Origin of the sequence: Streptomyces sp. NRRL S-1813 (genome assembly GCF_000719605.1) — a bacterium.
In the GTDB taxonomy this organism is placed as follows: domain Bacteria; phylum Actinomycetota; class Actinomycetes; order Streptomycetales; family Streptomycetaceae; genus Streptomyces; species Streptomyces decoyicus.
Genome location: NZ_JOHB01000004.1, coordinates 1 through 21,320 on the forward strand (window position 1 = coordinate 1; position 21,320 = coordinate 21,320).

Below are 21,320 nucleotides of genomic sequence, written 5' to 3' on the forward strand. Positions count from 1 at the left end.
CACCACCAGCACACCCATCGAGAACAGCAGCTGCTGGAGCTGCATCAGGCAGAACGAGATGGGCAGGCAGGCGCGCGGGAAGTGCAGCGCCCGCACCAGCCCGAGATTGCCCGAGATCGCCCGGGTGCCGGCCATCACCGAGCTCTGCGTGAAGGTGAAGATGAAGACACCGGTCACCAGGAACGGCACGAAGTCCGGGATGCCCCTGCTCGTCCCGATCAGCTTCCCGAAGATGAGGTAGTACACGAGCGCGTTCAGCAGCGGCGTCGCCACCTGCCAGACCTGTCCCAGCTTGGCCTGGCTGTACTGCGCCGTCAGCTTGGCACTGGCAAAGGCGGAGATGAAGTGCCGCCGGTCCCACAGCTGCCGGACGTACTCCGGAAGGCCGGGACGGGCCCCGCTCTGCGAGAGCCCGTACTTCTGGGCCCGCTGGGCAGGAGTGAGCCCTTCGTCGGAAGCAGGCGGGGCACTCATGGCGACCGCACTGTCGTGCGTGGTCTCGCTCACAGTTGACACTTTCGTCCTCAAGGTGCGCTGCCGGGGCCACGCCCCGGCTCGCGCCTGATGCTCTCAGATCCGAGCTTGTCAGATGACGGGAGGGCGGCCCAGTCGGGTCAGTCGCCAAACGGTAGCCCACTTCATGGGGCGCCTGGGACCGCTCGGGGTCACCCAGCCCTCCTTGAAGCCGCCCAGCCAAGCCCGTAGCGCCGGTCGCGACGGCCGACGGGCGAGGGTGAGGAGGAACCAGACACCGAGATAGACCGGAACCAGCGGGGCGGGCAGATTGCGCCGGGCCAGCCACACACGGTTACGGGCCACCATCCGGTGGTAGACCGCATGCCGGGCCGGTGCCGTCGTCGGATGGAAGAGGACCATGTCCGAGCGGTAGTCGATCTGCCAGCCCGCGTCCAGCGCACGCCAGGCCAGATCGGTCTCCTCGTGCGCGTAGAAGAAGTCGTCGGGCAGCCCGCCGACCTCCTCGAAGACCTGGGTACGCGCCGCGTTCGCACCGCCGAGGAAGGTGGTGACCCGCGACGAGCGCATCGGGTCCGAGGCCCGCAGCCGCGGGACGTGGCGGCGCTGGGTCTCCCCCGTGTCCGGGTCGGCGATCCGGAAGCTGATGATGCCGAGCTCGGGGTCCGCGGCGAACGCCTCCCGGCACAGCTCGGCGGTGTCCTCCCTGGCCAGCAGCCCGTCGTCGTCGAGGAAGAGCAGCACGTCGACCTCGCTGCCGCCGGGACCGAACGCCTCGATGCCGACATTGCGGCCGGCCGGGATGCCGACGTTCTCCGGCAGCTCGACGGTCCGTACGCCCTCGGGGAGCTCGGGCAGCGGCGAACCGTTGCCGACGACCGCGATCTCGATCGGGTCGCCCTCCTGCTTGGCGACCGAGTCCAGCAGCGCGCGCAGCTCCTCGGGGCGGTTGCCCATGGTCAGGACAACCGCACCGAGGCGCATGCTCTTACTCACACCGGCCCCCGTCACTTGAGCCTGCTGGAGGCGAGGATGGACACGAGGTGGAGCAGCGTCTGGACGATCGCGATGCCGGCGAGCACGGCGACGCCGAGGCGCGAGAAGAACAGGTCGCCCCTGATCGTGTCCAGGACCGCCAGGGCCAGGATCAGCAGGGACGCCTCGACCCCGAGGACGAGCCGGTGGAACTTCAGTGCCGCGGCGGCCTTGCGGGCCAGCGCCATTCCGGACGAGCGCGGCTCGGACGCCGCCTCCTTCACCGGCGGCAGCCCGCCCTGGTGACGGGCGACACCGACGAGGTCGGTCTCGGCCTTGATCAGGATCGCGCCGAGGGCGGCGAGCGTGCCGAGGAAGGCCCACAGCCAGTCGATCCGCCCGGAGCCCCACAGGTCGGCGGCGCGCAGGCCGAAGCCGACCAGTACCGCGGCGTCGCACAGGTAGGCGCCGACGCGGTCCAGGTACACCCCGCCGAGCGAGAACTGCTTCTTCCAGCGGGCGACCTCGCCGTCGACGCAGTCGAGCAGCAGGTACAGCTGGACCATCAGCACGCCGAGGACGGCGCCCGCGATCCCCGGCACCAGCAGGGCCGGGGCGGCGAGGACGCCGAAGACGGTCATCAGGTAGGTCAGCTGGTTGGGCGTGACCTTCGTGTTCACCAGGTGCCGGTCGATGCGCAAGGAGAGCTCGCGCATGTAGAGCCGGCCGGCCCAGTGCTCGCCGCTCCGCCGGTCCTTCACCCCCGGGGGGTGAACGACCGGGCGGAGCTCAGCTACCGATGGCTTGTGCATAGTCGGCGTAAGCGTCCCTGATCTGGTCGGTGGACAGGTCGAGGTGCTCCAGGATGGTGTAGCGCCCGGGGCGGGTCTTGGGTGCGTACTCGACGGCCTGGACGAATTCCTCGTCGGTGAAGCCGATCTCACCCGGCGTGACCGGCAGGCCGTGCCTGCGCAGCACCTCGACCATCAGGTCCCGGGTCTCCTTGTCCCCGCGCAGATGCGTGGCGAACGCCGCGGCGAGGCCGCACTGTTCGCCGTGGCTCGCCGCACGCTTGGGGTAGAGGATGTCGAGCGCGTGGTTGATCTCGTGGCAGGCGCCGGACGCCGGACGGCTGTCGCCGGCCACCGACATCGAGATGCCGGTCAGGACCAGACCCTCGGCCAGCACCTGGAGGAAGGCGTCGTCGCCGACCCCGCCGGGGTGGCGGAGCACGGCCTCGCCGGCCTGGCGTGCCATGGCGGCGGCCAGTCCGTCGATCGCCTCGCCGGTCTCGCGGTGCGAGAGCTCCCAGTCCCGGACCGCGGAGATGTTGGAGATCGCGTCGCCGATACCGGAGCGGACGAACCGGACCGGGGCCTCACGGATGATGTCGAGGTCGATCACCACGGCGATCGGGTTCGGCACACCGTAGGAGCCGCGGCCCGCGTCGTTGTCGAGGGTGGCGACCGGCGAGCACAGGCCGTCGTGCGACAGGTTCGTCGCCACGGCGACCAGCGGCAGCCCGATCCGCGCGGCGGCGAACTTGGCGCAGTCGATGATCTTGCCGCCGCCGAGGCCCACGACCGCGTCGTAGTGCCCCTTCTTCATGGCGTCGGCCAGCTTGATCGCTTCGTCCAGGGTGCCGCCGCCGACCTCGTACCACTCGGCGCCGGGGAGCGCGGGGGACAGCCGCTCACGCAGCCGTGCCCCCGAACCGCCGCTGATCGCGATGGCGAGCTTGCCGGACGCGGAGATGCGCTGATCGGCCAGCAGGCCCGCCAGGTCGTCCAGGGCGCCGGCGTTGATGTCGACGACGACCGGGGACGGAATGAGGCGGGTCAGTACTGGCATGCGATGTCACGGCCCTTCGCGAGGTCGTCGTGGTTGTCGATCTCAACCCACTTGATGTCGCCGATCGGGGCCACGTCGACCTTGAAGCCGCGGTTGACGAGCTCCTGGTAGCCGTCCTCGTAGTAGAGGTCGGGGTCCCGCTCGAAGGTGGTCTTCAGGGCGTCGGCCAGCTCCTCGGCGGCCTCGCCCTCGATGAGGGTGACGCCGATGTACTCACCGGTCGCCTCGGCCGGGTCCATCAGCTTCGTGATCTTCTGGACGCCCTTGGCGGGGTCCACGACGACCTTCATCTCCTCGTCGGCGAGCTGCTTGACGGTGTCCAGCGCGAGGATGATCTTCTTGCCGTCGCCGCGGGCGGCGAGCAGGGTCTTCTCGACGGAGACCGGGTGCACGGTGTCGCCGTTGGCGAGGATCACGGTGTGCTTGATCGAGTCACGGCCGCACCACAGGGAGTAGGCGTTGTTCCACTCCTCGGCCTTGTCGTTGTCGATGAGGGTGAGCTTGAGGCCGTACTTCTGCTCCAGGGCCTCCTTGCGCTCGTAGACGGCTTCCTTGCGGTAGCCGACGATGATCGCGACCTCGGTCAGGCCGATCTCGGCGAAGTTGCCGAGGGTCAGGTCGAGAATGGTCGTGTCCCCGTCGACCGGCACCAGAGCCTTCGGCAGGGTGTCGGTGTAGGGGCGCAGACGCCGTCCGGCGCCGGCAGCCAGCACGAGGCCGATCATGCGGGTTCTCCTTCATCGTGTACGGCGGGTGCTTGGGAGGACACCCAGAAGCGGATGCTCTCGATGAGCACCAGCAGCGCCAGGACCACAGCAAGGGCCGTCAGCGCGATTGTGAAACCTGAGGGGGACAGCGCGGCGGCGAGGACGGCGATCACGAGGATCCGTCCCTCATGTCCGCCGGTCGCCCGGACCAGCCACCGCGGAGGGGCTCCGGTGCCACCGCGGATGCGGTAGACCGTGTCGTAGTGATGGTAGGCGACCGCCGCGATCAGCCCGTACGCCGCGGGCAGCGCTCCGGGGACGTCCGCACGGGCGGCCAGCACCAGGATGGTGACGTACTCGCCGGCCCGGAAGAAGGGCGGCACGAGCCAGTCGAGGGCGCCCTTGAGCGGCCGGGCCACGGCCGCGCCGGCCAGCAGCGCGGAGCAGACGGCGACGCCGACGGTGAGCCAGGACGTGGGGTCGTCCTGGAAAATCACCCAGACCAGCAGCACGGCGGCTGAGAGAAATGCCATGACGGGCGCCAGGAAGGAACCGGTGCGGCCACGGCCGCGGGCGCGGCCCGCGATCAGTTCGGCGAGCGGCCCGGAGTCGGCGAGGTCGGCCAGTGCCCGGGCGGCGCGGTCGGTGCGCCGGGCCCGGCGGGTCAGCGAGCGCAGCACCCGTCCTGCCGTGGTGTAGCAGGCGGCCAGTGCGCAGCCGATGAGCAGGGCGTAGAAGACGATGCGCGGGGTGGTCAGCGCGGTGAGCACCGCGATCATGGCCCAGCGCTCACCGATGGGCAGCACGATCATCCGGCGCACCCAGACCGTCCAGCCGACGCTGTCGAGCTTGTCGGAGAGCGCGGCGGTGGGACTGGTGTTGGCGCTGGCGTCGTGATTCGCCTCGTTGAACGAGAAGTCGACGACATGGCGGCAGGTCTGGAGCACCATCGCGCCGAGCGCCAGCGCCCAGACGTCATCGCCGCCGCGGGCCGCGCCCAGGGCGAGGCCCGCGTAGTACGCGTACTCCTTGGCCCGGTCGAAGGTGGCGTCGAGCCAGGCGCCCATCGTCGAGTACTGGAGGGAGTAGCGGGCGAGCTGCCCGTCGGTGCAGTCCAGGACGAAGGAGAACAGCAGCAGGAGGCCGGCGGCGATGAAGCCGCCGCGGGTTCCGGTGGCCGCGCAGCCGGCCGCGATCAGCGCGGTGAGCAGGGACGCGGTGGTGACCTGGTTGGGGGTGAGCCCGCGGCGCGCGCACCAGCGGGCGAGGTAGCGGGAGTACGGGCTGATGCAGTACGTCGTGAAGAACCCGTCGCGGGACTTCACGGCGGTGCGCAGCCGTACGGCCTCGTCGTCGACGGCGGCGACGGCCTCCCGGGCGTCCTCGCGCTGCGCCGGGGTGAGCGCGACGGTGGCGACCAGACTGCCCAGCTCGACGCGGTGGAGAGGGGTCTCCTCGCGGTCGAGGGACTCGGTGAGGGTGTCGGTGAGGACATCCGTGAGGTGGGCGGTGCCGGCGCCGACCGGGATCCTGCCGAACGCGCGGGCCAGCGCGGCGCGGGCCCCGGGCTGCGCGGTGAGCGCGCCCGGCACGGCCGCGGCGGGGAAGCGGGGGTCGGTCAGCGCGAGCCGCAGGGCATGCAGATGGCCGACGAAGCGGGGGTCGACGACGGCGACCCGCTCCTGCGCGGGCACCGCGGCGAGGAGCTCGGCGGCGGTTGCGGCATCGTTCGCCGTGCGGACGTCAAAGCCCAGCGTGCGCAGGTCGGCTTCGAGCGGCGACCCGGCGACCGGCGGACCGGTGAGGATGGCGGTCGACAGACGAACTCACTCCTTGGATGCTGACAAGGCAGCACGGACGGTTCGCGATCGATCCACATTCGATACGAACTACCCGGGCAGCGGGCGTGGCACACCTGGCGCCCGGAGGGCTGGGTGGCACGTCGGCAGAGGCTATCGGATCGCCGGATGCGGCCGTTCACCGCGCATTCACCGCACGATCGAGTGACCGCCGGCTGCGCCTGCCGCGATCATCATGGTGGATCAGGTGGCGCATGAACAACTGGCCCGCGGACCTGGTGTTACCTCCGGTGCCGGTTATGAGAGGGCTGGTCACGGGGCGGGCGGGTTGTGCCGGGGCAGGTGTGGTGCGTGCCATTCCGGGTCCGCGGGTCGAGCGCGGTCCGGCCGGCGCCGTCACCGGGCCGTACGGTATTCGCCGCGTCGGGGGCCAGGGCCTGTCGCTTGGATCAGGCCGGATCCAGGGGCGCGGCAGCGGATGTGGACCATCTCACGGCCGGGCGCACTCCCTGACCAGCGCGCGGGCATGTGGCGCCGCGCACCCACTCTGCCGGTGATGCGGACCCGGCTAGGGCAGACTTGGCGTCGAAGACCGACGACAAGGATGGGCATGCCGATCACACCTGCCAACGGACAGACCGCCGGCGACCCGGCGGTGAGCACACCGGGCGGCACCGCCGAACCGATCATGCTGGAGCTGGTCGACGAGGACGGTACGACGATCGGCACCGCGGAGAAGCTCGCGGCCCACCAGCCTCCCGGGCAGCTGCACCGGGCGTTCTCCGTCTTCCTCTTCGACGAGAAGGGGCGGCTGCTGCTCCAGCGCCGGGCACTGGGGAAGTACCACTCCCCCGGTGTGTGGTCCAACACCTGCTGCGGCCACCCGTATCCCGGCGAGGCGCCGTTCGTGGCCGCGGCCCGGCGCACCTCCGAGGAGCTGGGCCTGGCACCCGCCCTGCTGGCCGAGGCGGGCACCGTGCGTTACAACCATCCCGACCCGGCCTCCGGCCTTGTGGAGCAGGAGTACAACCACCTGTTCGTCGGGCTGGTGCGGGCCGAGCCGGCGCCCGATCCCGAGGAGATCGGCGAGATCGCGTTCGTGACGCCGCAGGAGCTGGCCGAGCGGCATGCCGAGGCGCCGTTCTCCGCGTGGTTCATGACCGTCCTGGACGCGGCGCGTCCGGCGGTGCGCGAGCTCACAGGACTGTCGGCGGGCTGGTAGCGAGCGGGCTGAGCGGCAGCTCGGCCCAGATGGCCTTGCCGCCGTTCCTCGTGTTCTCGACGTCGCATTTGCCGCCCGCCTCCGCGGTGAGCGTCTTGACGAGCCACAGGCCGCGGCCGCCGACATCACCCTGCTCCGCCTCCAGTGCCTTGGGGCGGTAGGGGTGGTTGTCCTCGACCGCGACCCGTAGCCAGTTCGCCCCGATGGTGACCTGGACGGCGATCTGGGGCGAGAGCAGGGCGGCGTGCCGGACGGCGTTGGTGACGAGTTCGGAGACGATGAGCAACAGGCCGTCCATGATCTCGGCGGCCACGGGCACACGCTGTTCGTCGAGCAGATCCCGGACCGCGTGCCGTGCCTGCGGCACCGAGGCCTCCAGTGCCGGGGCGGTGAACCGCCAGACACCTTCGTACGCGAGCGGGGAGGTCAGCTCTCCGGGGGGTTCAGCAGGGGGTCCTGAAGGCATCCTCACAGGAAGAGTGTTGAGAATGCGTTGGTCCGGACCGGCCAGCTGAACACAAGTCAGCGCCTATCGACGCTTTATGGCCGATTCCGAATGGTTCGACCGAACCGGCGACCGGTTCTGTTCGTTGCATCGGTGGTTCGCGGACTTACCCGCCGGGCCGCCGCGATCCTCGCCATCGCAGCGGCGCCCGCGGGACCACAGCGCAGCAGGCCCGGTGCCTGGGCACCGGGCCTGCTGCGCTGTCTTCAGTAGCGGGGACAGGATTTGAACCTGCGACCTCTGGGTTATGAGCCCAGCGAGCTACCGAGCTGCTCCACCCCGCGTCGGTGAACACCACACTACGGGTCGGCCGCGTCAGGACCAAATCGATAATCACCACGGGTGCCGCGGGCCCGCCGGCCCCGGTGTGCGCGGGTGGCCGGGCGGCGGTCGGTCCACGCTCCCACCGCGTCCGCGCAGCGCTCCCGCGGCGTTCTCACACCGTCCGGTCGGTGATCCGTCCGCCGTCGACCTCGATACGGCGGGTGGTGTGCACCGCGTCGAGCATCCGGCGGTCGTGCGTCACCAGCAGCAGGGTGCCCGGGTACGAGGCGAGTGCGGACTCCAGCTGTTCGATGGCCGGCAGATCGAGGTGGTTGGTGGGCTCGTCCAGGACGAGGAGGTTGACCCCGCGTCCCTGGAGGAGCGCCAGCGCGGCACGGGTCCGCTCCCCCGGCGACAGCGTGCGCGCCGGGCGCAGCACATGCGCCGCCTTCAGCCCGAACTTCGCCAGCAGGGTGCGCACATCGGCGGGCGGCAGATCGGGGACACAGGCCCGGAAGGCGTCCATCAGCGGCTCGTCGCCCAGGCCGTGTGCGCCGAAGAGCCGGCCGCGCGCCTGGTCGACCTCGCCGACGACCACGCCGGGGCCCAGGGCCGCATGCCCCGTTTCCAGCGGGAGCCGGCCGAGGAGGGCGGCGAGCAGGGTCGACTTGCCGGAGCCGTTGGGGCCCGTGATGGCGACCCGGTCCGCCCAGTCGATCTGGAGGTCCACCGGGCCGAAGCGGAAGTCGCCGCGCCGGACCTCTGCGCCGCGCAGGGTGGCCACGACCGCGCCGGCCCGTGGCGCGGCGGCGATCTCCATCCGCAGCTCCCACTCCTTGCGCGGTTCCTCGACGACATCGAGCCGCTCGATCAGGCGCTGGGTCTGCTTGGCCTTGGCGGCCTGCTTCTCGGTGGCCTCCACGCGGGCCTTGCGGCCGATCTTGTCGTTGTCGGGAGCCTTGCGGCGGGCGTTCTTGACGCCCTTCTCCATCCAGTTGCGCTGGGTGTGTGCCCGGGTCTCCAGGCCGGCCTTGGTGTCCGCGTACTCCTCGTACTGCTCACGCGCATGACGCCGGGCCCGCTCGCGCTCCTCCAGGTAGGAGGTGTAGCCGCCGCCGTAGGTGTTGACCTGCTGCTGGGCGAGGTCGAGTTCGACGACGCGGGTGACCGTGCGGGTCAGGAACTCGCGGTCGTGGCTGACCAGGACGGTGCCGGCGCGCAGCCCCGTGACGAAGGACTCCAGGCGGTGCAGGCCGTCCAGGTCGAGGTCGTTGGTGGGCTCGTCCAGCAGGAAGATGTCGTAACGGGAGAGCAGCAGCGAGGCGAGCGAGGCACGGGCCGCCTGACCGCCGGAGAGCGTCGTCATCGGCTGGTCGAGGCCGACGGACAGGCCGAGCTGCTCGGCGGTCTCCTCGGCGCGCTCGTCCAGGTCGGCCGCGCCCAGCGCGAGCCAGCGCTCCAGCGCCGTGGCGTAGGCGTCGTCCGCGCCGGGCCGCTCGTCGACCAGCGCCTGGGTGGCGGTGTCCAGGGCGAGCTGGGCGTCGGTCACGCCCGTACGACGGGCGAAGAAGGCCCGTACGGTCTCGCCCGGGCGGCGGTCGGGCTCCTGCGGGAGGTGGCCGACGGTGGCGGTGGGCGGGCTGAGCGAGAGCTTGCCGTCCTCCGGGGTGTCCAGGCCGGCCAGCAGGCGCAGCAGCGTGGACTTGCCCGCACCGTTGGCGCCGACGAGGCCGACCACGTCGCCGGGGGCGACGACCAGATCGAGACCGGAGAACAGGACGCGCTCGCCGTGGCCGGCGGCGAGGTCTTTGGCGACGAGAGTTGCTGACATCAGGCCGCCGATCGTATCCGGCCCGGTCCGTCGCGGTCGCTCTAATATCCGGAGCATGGAACCCGGTCTGAAGACGCATGTCAGCGACGGCACAGCCACCGTCACCATCAGCAATACCGGCAAGCGGAACGCGATGACCGTGCAGATGTGGCGGGATCTGCCGCCGCTGCTGGAGCGGCTGGCGGCCGACCGCTCCGTCCGGTCACTGGTGCTGACCGGCGAGGGCGGGACCTTCTGCGCGGGCGCGGACATCGGATCGCTGCGGGAGGCGGCGGGTGAGTCGCAGGGCCTGGCGGTGGCGGCCGAGGAGGCGCTGGCGGCGTTCCCCGGGCCGACGCTGGCGGCGATACGCGGCTACTGCGTGGGCGGCGGCGCCCAGTTGGCGGCCGCCTGCGATCTGCGGTTCGCGGAGGAGGGTGCGCTGTTCGGGGTGACGCCCGCCAAGCTGGCGGTCGCCTATCCGGCGTCCGCCACCCGGCGGCTGGTCCGGCTGGTGGGACTGTCGGCCGCCAAGTACCTGTTGTTCTCCGGTGAGTTGATCGACTGTGCGAGGGCGCTGCGTACGGGCCTGGTGGACGAGGTGCTGGCCGCGGGCGAGCTGGACAAGCGCGTGACGGAGTTCTCGGCCGTACTGGCGAGCCGGTCGCTGCTGACGCAGACCGCGGCGAAGGAGCTGGCCAACGGGACCTGGGACGTGCCGCCGGCCGAGGCCGAGGAGCGCGGCGCCTTCTGGGCCGCACAGGCGCGCACGAGCGGCGACACCGCGGAGGGTGCCACCGCCTTCCTGGAGCGCAGGGCGCCGCGCTTCACCTGGCCCACGGGCTGACAGCGGGGTCCTGTCAGGAGCCCATGGGCCGGCTTCTCACTCCTCCCCTTCCAGCAGGAACCGGCCGCGCTCCCGCAGCAACGCGGTGACCTCGGCCGGCGCCTTGTCCGGGGAGCCCGCGTCGTAAGGCGGCTGCGGGTCGTATTCGATGCCGAGCTGGATCGCCTGGGCCACGGTGTCCCCGGCGATCCGGCCGGCCAGGGTCAGCCCCATGTCGATGCCGGACGAGACACCCGCCGCCGTGACGTACTTGCCGTCGACGACCACCCGCTCCCCGGTCGGCTCGGCCCCCAGCGCGGGGAGCTGGTCCAGCGCGAGCCAGTGGGAGGTCGCCCGGCGCCCCTTGAGGAGGCCCGCGGCGCCCAGGATCAGCGAGCCGGTGCACACCGAGGTGGTCCAGGTGGTGCCGGCGTCCACGGCGCGGATCCACTCGTGCACCGGGCCGTCCGCCATCTGTGCCGTCTGTCCCGGGCCGCCGGGCACGACGAGGATGTCCGGTGCGGTGACCTCGCCCAGGGTGGCGTCGGCGACCAGCGCGAGCGAACCGAGCTCATTGCGGTACGGGCCGGTGCGCTCGCCGACGAACACCGCCTCCGCCCCTGGCAGCCGGCTGAGGGTGTCGTAGGGGCCGACGGCGTCCAGCGTGGTGAAGCGGTCGTAGAGGAGGATCGCGAGCTGCATATCGGTTCCTGTCGGTCGGGAGTGATGCCGGCACGGTGGATGAGCGGTGCCGGCGTAGTGGGGTCCTGGCGGCCTGGTGGGGCCGTGGCGGCCGGCGCGGTTCAGGCTGTGGGCACGGGCGGTCGGGCCGGCTGGAAGCGGCGGCGGTACTCGGCCGGGGAGGCGCCCAGCGCGCGGAGGAAGGCGCGGCGCATCGCCTCGGGGGTGCCGTAGCCGCAGCGGCGCGCCACCTGCTCGATGCCGTCGACGGTGTCCTCCAGATGCCGGCGGGCGGCCTCCAGGCGTACCCGGTCGACATAGCGCCCCGGTGTCATGCCCACCTCGTCGCGGAACGCCCGGGCGAAGTGCCGCGGGGAGAGGCTCGCGCGCTCCGCGAGGGCGTCGACGCAGAGGTCCGCCGCCGGGTTCTCGGTGATCCACTGCTGTACGTCGCGCAGCGGCCTGCGCTGTGCGGTCTGTGCGGCGAGCTGGGCGCTGAACTGGGTCTGATCGCCCGGACGCCGCAGAAAGACGACCAGATGCCGGGCGATGGTCAGCGCGAGGTCCCGGCCGAGGTCCTCCTCCACCAGGGCCAGCGCAAGGTCGATACCGGCCGTCACGCCCGCGGAGGTGGCCAGATCGCCGTCCCGTACATAGATCGGCTCGGGTTCCACGTGCACCGCGGGGAACCGCTCGGCGAGGGTGTCGCAGAGCATCCAGTGGGTCGTCGCGCGGCGGCCGTCCAGCAGCCCGGCCTCGGCCAGCAGCAGCGCTCCGCTGCACACCGAGACCTTCCGCCGGGCGCGGTGCGCGTTGCCGCGCAGCCAGTCGATCAGCCGGGGGTCGGGGGTACGGGTGCCCTGGCCACCGGGCACCAGCAGGGTGTGCGGAGCCTCGGCTGCGGCGAGCGTGAGGTCGGGGACGAGCGTCAGTCCGCTGGTGGTGCGGACCGGTGCACCGTCGAGACCGGCGGTGCGGATCCGGTAGGCGCCCGGTACCCCTTGGGACGCCCCGTTGAAGACGTCGACCGGTCCGCAGACGTCGAGGGCCTGCACACCGTCGAAGAGAACGACGAGCACATCGCGCTGTTCCATACCGTCCATCCTGGTCAGCGGCACCGATGGCGGCAATGACGGAAAACCCACCTTTCCTGCCGTCGGGAGGCGGCCGCCTCCGTACGGCTGCCGTCCGGGCCCCTGGAGCCACCTCCATACCGACGGGTCGGTACCCTGCCGGTATGACCTCTTCCAGCGCACTGCCCGAGCAGGCCGGGCGTACCTGCCACAACGTCATCAACCCCTTCCACTCCACGCACTACTTCGCGCCGGAGCTGCCCGCGGAGATGGCCGGGCTCGGCATCGAGAACCGCAGCGCCGGCTACTTCGCCTGCCGGGGCGCGGCCATGGGTGCCGTGGGCCCCGGCACCATCACGGCCACCTTCTACAACTTCAAGCACGAGCTCGTCGCCCAGCACGTCCCGCAGGTCTGGACCGTCACCACACCGCAGGACGTGCTGGATGCCCGGCTGCGCGCCGCGGACGCCACGCTGCGCCGGCTGCTCGGCGCGGAGGCCCTCGAGTCCCCGGAGATGGCGGAGGCGGCGAAGCTGGCGCTGCGCGCCGTCGAGGCCTGCACCCGCCGGGCCCGGCCGCTGTACGCCGCGCACGCCGATTTGCCGGTGCCGGACGCCCCGCACCTGGCCTACTGGCATGCCGCGACGCTGCTGCGCGAACACCGTGGCGACGGCCACCTGATAGCGCTGCTGGACGCCGAACTGGACGGCCTGGAGGCGCTGGTCACCCACACCGCCAGCGGCCGGGGGATGAGCCACAAGGGCGTCATGGCGACCCGCGGCTGGTCGGAGGAGGACTGGCAGGACGCGCAGGAACGGCTGCGGTCCCGTGGACTCCTGGACGCCGAGGGCGAGCTGACCGAGGCCGGAGTCCTGCTGCGCAAGGAGCTGGAGCGCACGACCGACCGGCTGGACCGGGCCCCCTACGAGCACCTGGGCGCCGAGGGCGTGGCCCGGCTCACCGAGCTGGCGACCGGCTTCACCACCACCGCCATGGACGCCGGGGCGTTTCCCGCGGTGCTGTTCGGCAAGTAGAGCGCCCACCGGCCTCAGGGCCCCGGGGTGCGGACGCGCCGTCCCGCGCCCCGGAGCCGGACGGCCGCGATGTCCCTTTTCGGCCTCCGGGCGGACACGGGGGCTTCGCGGACACCCCGGGCGGCTGGGCGGCGCGACAGTCCGGCCCGCCACCCGGCACAATGCAGGCTCAAGCAAGCGCTGGAAGGCGGGGCAGGATCAACGTGACGGCATCCACTGAGTCCATCGGGGCCCTCGGGACCATCGAAGCGAGGATCGCCGGGGAACTCGGCGTCAAGGAGCGGCAGGTGAAGGCCGCGGTCGAACTGCTCGACGGCGGTTCGACCGTCCCGTTCATCGCGCGCTACCGCAAGGAAGCCACCGAGATGCTCGACGATGCGCAGCTGCGCTCGCTCGAGGAACGGGTGCGCTATCTGCGGGAACTGGAGGAGCGGCGGACCGCGATCCTGGAGTCCGTACGGTCCCAGGGCAAGCTGGACGCAGCCTTGGAGGCGCAGATCCGCGGCGCCGAGTCCAAGGCGCGGCTGGAGGACATCTACCTCCCGTTCAAGCCCAAGAGGCGCACCAAGGCACAGATCGCGCGGGAGGCGGGGCTGGAGCCGCTCGCCGACGGGCTGCTGAGCGATCCGTCGGTGGAGCCGGCCGCGGCCGCCGCGGCGTTCGTGGACGACGGCAAGGGCGTCGCCGATCCGGCCGCCGCCCTGGAGGGCGCGCGGGCCATCCTGACCGAGCGGTTCAGCGAGGACGCCGACCTGATCGGCGAGCTGCGCGAACGCATGTGGTCGCGCGGGCGGGTCGCGGCGAAGGTGCGCGAGGGCAAGGAGGAGGCCGGCGCGAAGTTCGCCGACTACTTCGACTTCGCCGAGCCGTTCACCGAACTGCCCTCGCACCGGGTGCTGGCGATGTTCCGCGGCGAGAAGGAGGAGGTCCTCGATCTCGCCCTGGAGCCGGAGGACCCGTCGGCCGCCACCGAGGGCCCCAGCTCGTACGAGCGGTCCATCGCGCACCGCTTCGACATCGCCGACCGGGGCCGGCCCGGCGACAAGTGGCTCCAGGACACCGTCCGCTGGGCCTGGCGCACCCGGGTGCAGGTGCACCTCGGTATCGATCTGCGGCTGCGGCTGCGGCAGGCCGCCGAGGACGAGGCGGTGCGCGTCTTCGCGTCGAACCTGCGCGATCTGCTGCTCGCGGCGCCCGCCGGTACGCGCGCCACGATGGGCCTGGACCCCGGTTTCCGTACGGGAGTGAAGGTCGCCGTGGTGGACGCGACCGGCAAGGTGGCCGCCACGGAGACCATCTACCCCCATGTACCGCAGCAGAAGTGGGACGCCTCACTGGCCACGCTGGCGAAGCTGGCCCGCGAGCACGACGTCGAGCTGATCGCGATCGGCAACGGCACCGCCTCCCGCGAGACCGACAAGCTGGCGGCCGAACTGATCGCCGCCCAGCCGGAGCTGAAGCTCACGAAGGTGATGGTGTCCGAGGCCGGCGCCTCGGTGTACTCCGCCTCCGCGTTCGCCTCGCAGGAGCTGCCCGAGCTGGATGTCTCGCTGCGTGGCGCGGTATCCATCGCCCGCCGGCTCCAGGACCCGCTGGCCGAGCTGGTCAAGATCGACCCGAAGTCGATCGGCGTCGGGCAGTACCAGCACGACCTGTCCGAGGTGAAGCTGTCGCGCTCGCTGGACGCGGTGGTCGAGGACTGTGTGAACGGTGTCGGTGTGGACGTCAACACCGCGTCCGCGCCGCTGCTTTCACGGGTGTCGGGCATCGGCTCCGGCCTCGCCGAGAACATCGTGGCGCACCGGGACGGCAACGGCCCGTTCCGCTCCCGCAAGGCCCTCAAGGACGTGGCGCGGCTCGGCCCGAAGGCGTACGAGCAGTGCGCGGGCTTCCTGCGGATCCGGGGCGGGGACGACCCGCTGGACGCCTCCAGCGTGCATCCGGAGGCCTACCCGGTGGTGCGCCGGATGGTGAAGTCCGCGGACACCGAGGTCGGTTCGCTGATCGGCAACCCGACGGTGCTGCGCACCCTGAAGGCCGCGGACTTCGTCGACGACTCCTTCGGTCTGCCGACGGTCAGCGACATTCTCCAGGAGCTGGAGAAGCCGGGCCGCGACCCGCGTCCGGTCTTCAAGACCGCGACCTTCAAGGAGGGCGTGGAGAAGATCGGCGATCTGGAGCCGGGGATGCTCCTGGAGGGCGTGGTGACCAATGTCGCCGCCTTCGGGGCGTTCGTGGACGTGGGTGTCCATCAGGACGGTCTGGTACACGTCTCGGCGATGTCGAAGACCTTCGTCAAGGACCCGCGGGATGTGGTGAAGCCGGGCGACATCGTGCGGGTCAAGGTGCTCGATGTCGACATTCCGCGCAAGCGGATCTCGCTGACGCTGCGGCTGGACGACGAGCACGGCAAGGGCGCGACGACGGGCGGCGGTGAGCGCCATGGCGGTGCGGGCGGCGGTGAGCGCCGTGGCGGTGCGGGCGGCGGTGAGCGCCGTGGCGGTGCGAGCGGCAGCGGTGCCGGTGGCGGCCGTGGGCCGCGTGAGGGCGGCCGGGGCGGTGCGCCGCGGCCGCGGCAGGGCGGCGGCGGGCAGCGCGGCGGTGACCGCCAGGGCCGCCGCGACGCCGGGCCGGCCAACGACGCGATGGCGGACGCCCTGCGGCGGGCCGGGCTCCTGGGCAAGGAGCGCGGCGGCCGCTGACGGACCACGGCAGCGGCGGGCGGCAGCGGGCCGGACCCCGCCGCCGCTGAAGTGATCGATGCGGCGCAGGCAGACCGGGACACACCCGGCTCGGCCTGCGCCGCACGTCGTCCACGACTGCCGTCGTGAACCTCGTGCCCCTCAGGCCCCCGGGGACGCAGCTGCCATCGGGTGCCCTCGGGCGGCTGGTCCCGCTCCGCCGTCGCCGAATTCCTTGGACGGGGTCTGCACGGCTCGCATACCCTGCCCGTATGTCCAGCCCCGAGGCATCAAGACGCTAGCCACCGGTCGTCCGGTGGCCCCGCACCCCGCCCCGCGTCCGCGCCGCCTCGTTGCCGCGTCCTCGCTCGGCCGTGCCCTCCCTGCCACCGGATCGCCGTAGTACGGGCCAGTTCCGACCTGTTGTGCGCGTTGCCCCGGCGATGCCCCAGGTCGTCTCGCGCGGTGGCCGCGCGTGCCCGGCCGGACGGTCTTTCTCTCCGCCTCGTCACGGGTACCGCTGCGTCTGCCGCCGCACCTTTACGGTTCCCCTGTGGTTGCGGAGTTGTGCTGTGCCATTCGTTCTCCATCTGCTCGGACTCGCGGTGTTCGCCCAAGGCACCTCCGAGTTCATGCTGTCCGGTCTCCTCCCGGACATCGCCCGTGATCTGCATATTTCTCTCTCGGCCGCGGGCTCGCTGACCTCGGCCTTCGCCGTGGGCATGGTCATCGGCGCGCCGCTGCTGGCGATGCTGAGCATGCGCTGGTCACGGCGTCGCGCGCTGTTGGCCTTCCTGGTCGCGTTCCTGCTCGTCCATGTCCTCGGAGCGGTCACCACCCACTACGGGGTCCTGCTGGCCACCCGGTTCGTCGCGGCGCTGGCCAACGCCGGGTTTCTGGCGGTGGCCCTGGCGACCGCGACCGCCATGGTCGCGCCCGATGCCAAGGGACGCGCCACGTCCGTCCTGCTCGGCGGCACCACCATGGCGTGTGTCGCGGGTGTGCCCGCCGGTGCGCTGCTCGGTGAACTGTGGGGCTGGCGCTCGGCCTTCTGGGCGGTGGCGCTGATGTCGCTGCCTGCCGTTCTCGGGATCCTGCGGTCCGTACCGGCCGACCGCGCCGGGCAGCCCGCGTACGCCGGCCCCGGCCCCGGCCCCGGCGTACGCGGCGAGCTGCGCGCCCTGCGCAGCCCCCGGCTCGTGGTGACCCTGCTGCTGGGCGCCCTGGTGAACGGGGCGACGTTCTGCGCCTTCACCTATCTCGCGCCGCTGGTCACCGACGTCACCGGCATCGGGACCGGTTGGGTGCCCGCCGTGCTGGCTCTCTTCGGCCTGGGTTCGTTCGTCGGGGTCGGCCTCGGCGGCCGCCTCGCCGACACCCGTGCGGTCCCCCTCCTGGTGGCCGGCGGAGCGGCCCTGCTCCTCGGCTGGACCGTCCTCGCGCTCACCGCCGGGAACCCGGTGGCCGCGCTGGTGCTGGTCTTCGTCCAGGGAGCTCTGTCGTTCGCCGTCGGATCCACCCTCGTCTCACAGGTGCTCTATGCGGCGAACGGGGCGCCGACCCTGGGCGGCGGGTTCGCCACGGCGGCGCTCAACGTGGGCGCGGCGATCGGCCCTTGGTGCGGCGGCGCCGCGCTCACGGCCGGGCTCGGCTTCCGCTCGCCGCTGTGGGTGAGCGCCCTGCTGACGGCCCTCGCACTCGCCCTCGCGGGTGTGGCCCACGGAGCGCGGCGCCGGACGGTGCGGCACGGCGCACCCTCGGCTCAGGACGCCCCCGCATAGCCACGAATGCGCTCCAGCTCCGTCGCGACATCCGTGAGCGTGGCGCAGTCCGGAACCGGCAGCAGATCGGGGCCCGGCAGACCGGCGTCGGGCCGGCGGACCGGGTCCTCCAGGGCGTCGGCCATCGCGGACAGTGCCTGGCACAGCCGCTCGGCCTCGGCCACGCTCGGGCGGTGGGCGCCGTGGTCCAGGCGTACCGCGCAGGCGGTCGCGGCATCCACGATGCGTTCGGCCGCGGTGACGACGGTCAGCCAGTCGGGGTTGCGGTCGCGGGCGGCGAGGAGTTCGGCGGCGGCGGTCTCCGCTGCCGCCCTGGCCTCCCCCAGCGCCCGGTAGGCGGCGCGGCGCAGCGCCAGCCGCCGGGTGGGGTCGGTGCCCGGTTCCGGCTCCAGGACGTGCCGGAGGAAGTCCTCGGTGCTGCGCAGCGCCGAGGTGACCCGATGGCCGACCCTGCGGCGCGGGTCGGCGAGCCGGGGCAGATGTCCGACGACGAGCACGATGCCGCAGGCGATGGAGGTGTCGACGATCCGCTCGGCGGCGGCCCCCGGGTCGCCGCTGACGTGCACGAACGAGAGCACCATGAGGGTGATCGCGACGGTCTGGAGCGCGAAGTGGCGCGTGGCGAACGGCAGCAGCGCACCGCCCGCGCCCGCCACCAGCGCGGGCCACCACGAACCCGTCAGCAGCAGGCCCGCCCCGGCGAAGACCAGCACGCCGGCGACGGTCCCCGCGAAGCGGTTGACGGTACGGGAGAAGAGCGGGCCCAGGTCCGGCTTGACGAGGAAGGTGGTGGTCGCCGGGAGCCAGTACCAGTGTTCCGGGCGCAGCAGCAGGGCCACGGCGGCGCTGGCCGCGATGCAGACGGCGACCCGCAGGCCGTAGTCCCGCCCGGCGGGCCCGAACAGGCTGCGCCCGCGCCGCGTCCGCCCGCCGAGGGCAGCGGGCACCGAACGGACCACGGACCCGGGCACGGCCAGCCAGGCCGGGCGGCCGGAAGCGGCCGGTACGGGCAGCTCCTGCGCCGCGGGCAGCGGCTCCTGGCGGGCGAACGCGACCACGGCGTCCAGCAACGCCTGGTCGAAGGCGCCGCGCGCGGCCGTGCTCGTCTCCGGGGCGGACAGCCGGCCCGGGGACCGGCCGGTGCGCAGGGCTTCGGCGAACCGCCGCGGACTCTCCGCCACGCGGGACGGCAGCGGGCGGGCCTCCCACAGCAGCGCCACGCTGGCCTCGCACAGTGCGGTGGCTGCGGCGAACCGCTCGGTCAGCAGGAGTTCTTCCGTACGGGCGGGACGGTGCAGCAGCCGGCTGGTGAGCCGGCGCAGCCGCAGGGCCTCGTCGGCGCGGTCGAGCGCGGCGGTCAGCCGGCGCCGGGCGGGCTCGGCACCGGGCCCGCCCGCCGCGCCCAGGGCGTCGGCGAGCGCGTCGAAGACCGTGGCGACCGCCGCTCGCTCGCCGCTGAGCGCACCGCCCGCGGGCCGCGGCGAGCGCAGTACGAGCCGCAGCAGAAGCAGCCACAGGCAGCCGGCGAGGACATAGAGCGCCTTCTCCCACGGCGCCCCGGGCAGCGGCATCCCGGCACCCAGGATGGTGGCGGCCAGCATCTGCATTCCGGCGTTGGAGCGCACCGGCCCGGCCACGCTGCCCGCGCCGGAGACGAAGCCGACGGCGAACAGTGCCGGAACGATCCACCAGTCCGCGTCGGCCGCCTGGAGCGTGGCGCCGATCAGCATGCCGAGCGCCGTCGCGAGGGCGGGCAGACCGATATGGACGATGCCGGTGCGCCGGGTGCCGGGGCGGTCGTTGACCCCCGCCAGCATCGAGCCGAGACCGGTCAGGACACCGGCCGCCGGGCGACCGGTCGCGATGCCCGCACCCAGCAGTGGCCCGGCGCACAGCGCACCGCGGGCCACGGCCGCCCAGGGCACGGGCAGTCGCTGCCAGCGGAAGGGGTGGGCCAGCCAGGCGGGGACGGCGCGCGGCGGGCGGAGCATGGGCCTCCTCAGACAACGGCGTACGGACGGCGGAAAGCGGATCCGAGGGGCGGCATCGGCCAACGGTGCTGCTACCAGCCTAAGGTCCGGGCTGGTCGGCACCGCTGCCACGGGGTTACCGCAAGATCACGAACGCATGGCGGGGAGGCGGCTCCGGCCCGTAGGCCCGTAGGCCCGTAGGTACGCACCCTCCCCCGGGCACCCGGCTCACAGCAGCCCCGCAAGCCGGTACAACACCAGCGACCCCGCCACCGCCACATTGAGGCTGGCGCCCGTCCCGGCCATCGGGATCTCCACCACCTCGTCCAGCAGGTCCAGCGCCTCAGGCGGAATCCCGTGCTGCTCATGCCCCAGGACCAGCACCGTCGGCTCCCTGGCCGCCGCTTCCCCGCCCCTCTTCCCGCCACCCCTCCCGCCCTCGTCAGCCCCCGTCCCACCCGTTAGCGTCCCGCCATGACGATCGACACAGGTGACGTGGACATTTGCGTGGTCGGCGGCGGCGTGATCGGGCTGACGTCGGCGGTCGCGCTGGCGGAGGACGGGCACCGGGTGCGGGTGGTGAGCCGGGACGCGGCGGGCGACACGACATCGGCGGTGGCCGGTGGGCTGTGCTGGCCGTACCGCATTCAGCCTTACGACCGGGCGGTGCAGTGGTCCGTACGGTCCTTCCGTGTGCTCGCCGCACTCGCACAGCGTCCGGAGGAGACGGGCGCCCGGATGGTGACGGGCACGATGGCGGAGGCGACGGCCGGCGGCCGGGGCGCCGGGCACGAGCCGGGCGACGGCGCCGACGACGATCTGGCCGCCTGGCACGACGCGGTGCCGGGATTGCGGCGGGCGAGCGCGGAGGAACTCCCCGCGGGGTCCGCGTCGGGGTGGCGGGCCCGCACTCCCCTGGTGGACATGCCGGCCCATCTCCGTTACCTGGAGCAGCGGTTGACGGCCGCGGGCGGGACCGTGGAGCGGCGCGAGGTCACGTCGCTGCCGGAGGCCGGCCGGGCCGCGGACGTGGTCGTGAACTGCTCGGGACTGGGCGCGCGCGAGCTCGTACCCGATCCGGACGTCCATCCGGTCCAGGGGCAGGTGGTGATCGTGGAGAACCCCGGTATCGAGGAGTGGTATGTGTCCGCCGGGGCGGGTGCGGCGGAGACGACCTATGTGCTGCCGCAGCCGTACGGCGTGGTGCTGGGCGGGACGGCGCGGGAGAACGCCTGGTCGCGGGAGCCCGATCCGGCGGTGGCGGAGGCGATCGTGACGCGCGGTGCGCGGCGCTTCCCGGAGCTGGCGCGGGCCCGGGTGCTGGCGCACAAGGTGGGGCTGCGACCGGCCCGCCCGGCGGTGCGGCTGGCGGTGGAGCGGCTGCCCGGCGGCGTGCCGTGCGTCCACAACTACGGGCACGGGGGTGCGGGGGTGACCGTGGCATGGGGCTGCGCGGACGAGGTGCTGCGGAAGGTGCGCACGCTCCGGGAGGGTGACGGACCCCGCGACGGATGACCGCGGCGGAGCCCCCGCACAGGCGGGCGGCGGGGCGGGCCTGACCGGACCGACGTCTTCCACCCGTCCGGCCGGCACTTGTGAATCGACGGCGAACGAGATGAAGTTGCCGCCTGAAGGCGCACATCCTTTCACCGGTCTCGTGCGTCTCA

Annotated in this window: 18 protein-coding genes and 1 tRNA gene; 6 read left to right on the top strand and 13 right to left on the bottom strand. The window is 72.6% G+C overall.

Features of this window, described 5'->3' with window-relative positions; translation table 11 throughout:
• From IF67_RS0108685 to IF67_RS0108710, 6 genes are all read right to left on the bottom strand, one after another.
• Window positions 1-507, bottom strand: a 507-nt coding sequence (locus IF67_RS0108685) for an ABC transporter (protein ID WP_030983775.1), incomplete at its 3' end; no start/stop codon positions are given.
• A 78-nt stretch (window positions 508-585) separates the two neighbouring features.
• Window positions 586-1,458, bottom strand: a complete 873-nt coding sequence (locus IF67_RS0108690; RefSeq protein ID WP_030983776.1) for a glycosyltransferase family 2 protein — start codon at window positions 1,456-1,458, stop codon at window positions 586-588.
• A gap of 23 nt (window positions 1,459-1,481) precedes the next feature.
• Window positions 1,482-2,261, bottom strand: a complete 780-nt coding sequence (locus IF67_RS0108695; RefSeq protein WP_078889347.1) for a CDP-alcohol phosphatidyltransferase family protein — start codon at window positions 2,259-2,261, stop codon at window positions 1,482-1,484.
• Complete coding sequence (locus IF67_RS0108700) at window positions 2,239-3,300, bottom strand: iron-containing alcohol dehydrogenase family protein (protein WP_030078947.1); 1,062 nt, start codon at window positions 3,298-3,300, stop codon at window positions 2,239-2,241. The genes IF67_RS0108695 and IF67_RS0108700 overlap by 23 nt, the downstream gene beginning before the upstream one ends.
• Complete coding sequence (locus IF67_RS0108705; RefSeq protein WP_030983779.1) at window positions 3,288-4,025, bottom strand: sugar phosphate nucleotidyltransferase; 738 nt, start codon at window positions 4,023-4,025, stop codon at window positions 3,288-3,290. The genes IF67_RS0108700 and IF67_RS0108705 overlap by 13 nt, the downstream gene beginning before the upstream one ends.
• Entirely contained in the window at window positions 4,022-5,827 is a 1,806-nt protein-coding gene (locus IF67_RS0108710; protein WP_030983781.1) for a DUF5941 domain-containing protein, read from the bottom strand. The genes IF67_RS0108705 and IF67_RS0108710 overlap by 4 nt, the downstream gene beginning before the upstream one ends.
• 589 nt (window positions 5,828-6,416) lie before the next feature.
• On the opposite strand from IF67_RS0108710, the gene idi reads away from it, so the two are divergent.
• On the top strand, window positions 6,417-7,028 hold the full coding sequence (idi, locus tag IF67_RS0108715) for an isopentenyl-diphosphate Delta-isomerase (protein WP_030983783.1): 612 nt from the start codon (window positions 6,417-6,419) through the stop codon (window positions 7,026-7,028).
• On the opposite strand, the gene IF67_RS0108720 is transcribed toward idi, so the two are convergent.
• The 3 genes from IF67_RS0108720 to IF67_RS0108730 all read right to left on the bottom strand — a co-directional run bounded on the left by IF67_RS0108720 (window position 7,003) and on the right by IF67_RS0108730 (window position 9,628).
• Window positions 7,003-7,494, bottom strand: coding sequence for an ATP-binding protein (locus IF67_RS0108720; RefSeq protein WP_030983785.1), 492 nt, complete (start codon window positions 7,492-7,494; stop codon window positions 7,003-7,005). The two genes, idi and IF67_RS0108720, sit on opposite strands and share 26 nt — an antisense overlap.
• 249 nt (window positions 7,495-7,743) lie before the next feature.
• Window positions 7,744-7,817: transfer RNA gene (locus IF67_RS0108725), tRNA-Met, on the bottom strand.
• Window positions 7,818-7,969: 152 nt separating this feature from the next.
• Window positions 7,970-9,628, bottom strand: a complete 1,659-nt coding sequence (locus tag IF67_RS0108730) for an ABC-F family ATP-binding cassette domain-containing protein (protein WP_030983788.1) — start codon at window positions 9,626-9,628, stop codon at window positions 7,970-7,972.
• A 55-nt stretch (window positions 9,629-9,683) separates the two neighbouring features.
• Here IF67_RS0108730 and IF67_RS0108735 point away from each other — a divergent pair, with 55 nt between their 5' ends.
• Window positions 9,684-10,454, top strand: coding sequence for an enoyl-CoA hydratase/isomerase family protein (locus IF67_RS0108735; protein WP_030983789.1), 771 nt, complete (start codon window positions 9,684-9,686; stop codon window positions 10,452-10,454).
• 36 nt (window positions 10,455-10,490) lie between these two features.
• Here IF67_RS0108735 and IF67_RS0108740 read toward each other — a convergent pair whose 3' ends face one another.
• Together IF67_RS0108740 and IF67_RS0108745 are read right to left on the bottom strand one after the other, a co-directional pair.
• Window positions 10,491-11,135, bottom strand: a complete 645-nt coding sequence (locus tag IF67_RS0108740; RefSeq protein ID WP_030983790.1) for a DJ-1/PfpI family protein — start codon at window positions 11,133-11,135, stop codon at window positions 10,491-10,493.
• Between the two features lie 101 nt (window positions 11,136-11,236).
• A complete protein-coding gene (locus tag IF67_RS0108745) occupies window positions 11,237-12,208 on the bottom strand; it encodes a GlxA family transcriptional regulator (protein ID WP_030983792.1) in 972 nt (323 codons plus the stop codon).
• Window positions 12,209-12,351: 143 nt separating this feature from the next.
• Here IF67_RS0108745 and IF67_RS0108750 point away from each other — a divergent pair, with 143 nt between their 5' ends.
• The 3 genes from IF67_RS0108750 to IF67_RS0108760 all read left to right on the top strand — a co-directional run bounded on the left by IF67_RS0108750 (window position 12,352) and on the right by IF67_RS0108760 (window position 17,683).
• Entirely contained in the window at window positions 12,352-13,221 is an 870-nt protein-coding gene (locus IF67_RS0108750; protein ID WP_030983793.1) for an SCO6745 family protein, read from the top strand.
• A gap of 203 nt (window positions 13,222-13,424) precedes the next feature.
• Entirely contained in the window at window positions 13,425-15,923 is a 2,499-nt protein-coding gene (locus IF67_RS0108755) for a Tex family protein (protein WP_030983795.1), read from the top strand.
• Window positions 15,924-16,474: 551 nt separating this feature from the next.
• Complete coding sequence (locus IF67_RS0108760) at window positions 16,475-17,683, top strand: Cmx/CmrA family chloramphenicol efflux MFS transporter (protein ID WP_037839047.1); 1,209 nt, start codon at window positions 16,475-16,477, stop codon at window positions 17,681-17,683.
• Here the strand turns inward: IF67_RS0108760 and IF67_RS0108765 are convergent.
• Together IF67_RS0108765 and IF67_RS45695 are read right to left on the bottom strand one after the other, a co-directional pair.
• Window positions 17,665-19,674, bottom strand: coding sequence for an FUSC family protein (locus tag IF67_RS0108765; RefSeq protein ID WP_030983799.1), 2,010 nt, complete (start codon window positions 19,672-19,674; stop codon window positions 17,665-17,667). The two genes, IF67_RS0108760 and IF67_RS0108765, sit on opposite strands and share 19 nt — an antisense overlap.
• Before the next feature lie 207 nt (window positions 19,675-19,881).
• Window positions 19,882-20,220 (bottom strand): TrmH family RNA methyltransferase, encoded by a 339-nt coding sequence (locus tag IF67_RS45695; protein WP_267959183.1) that lies wholly within the window; start codon window positions 20,218-20,220, stop codon window positions 19,882-19,884.
• On the opposite strand from IF67_RS45695, the gene IF67_RS0108775 reads away from it, so the two are divergent.
• The gene (locus IF67_RS0108775) at window positions 20,128-21,168 is read left to right on the top strand and encodes an FAD-dependent oxidoreductase (RefSeq protein ID WP_051817813.1); all 1,041 of its coding nucleotides are present in this window, start codon (window positions 20,128-20,130) and stop codon (window positions 21,166-21,168) included. The genes IF67_RS45695 and IF67_RS0108775 overlap by 93 nt on opposite strands.
• Window positions 21,169-21,320 lie beyond the last annotated feature (152 nt).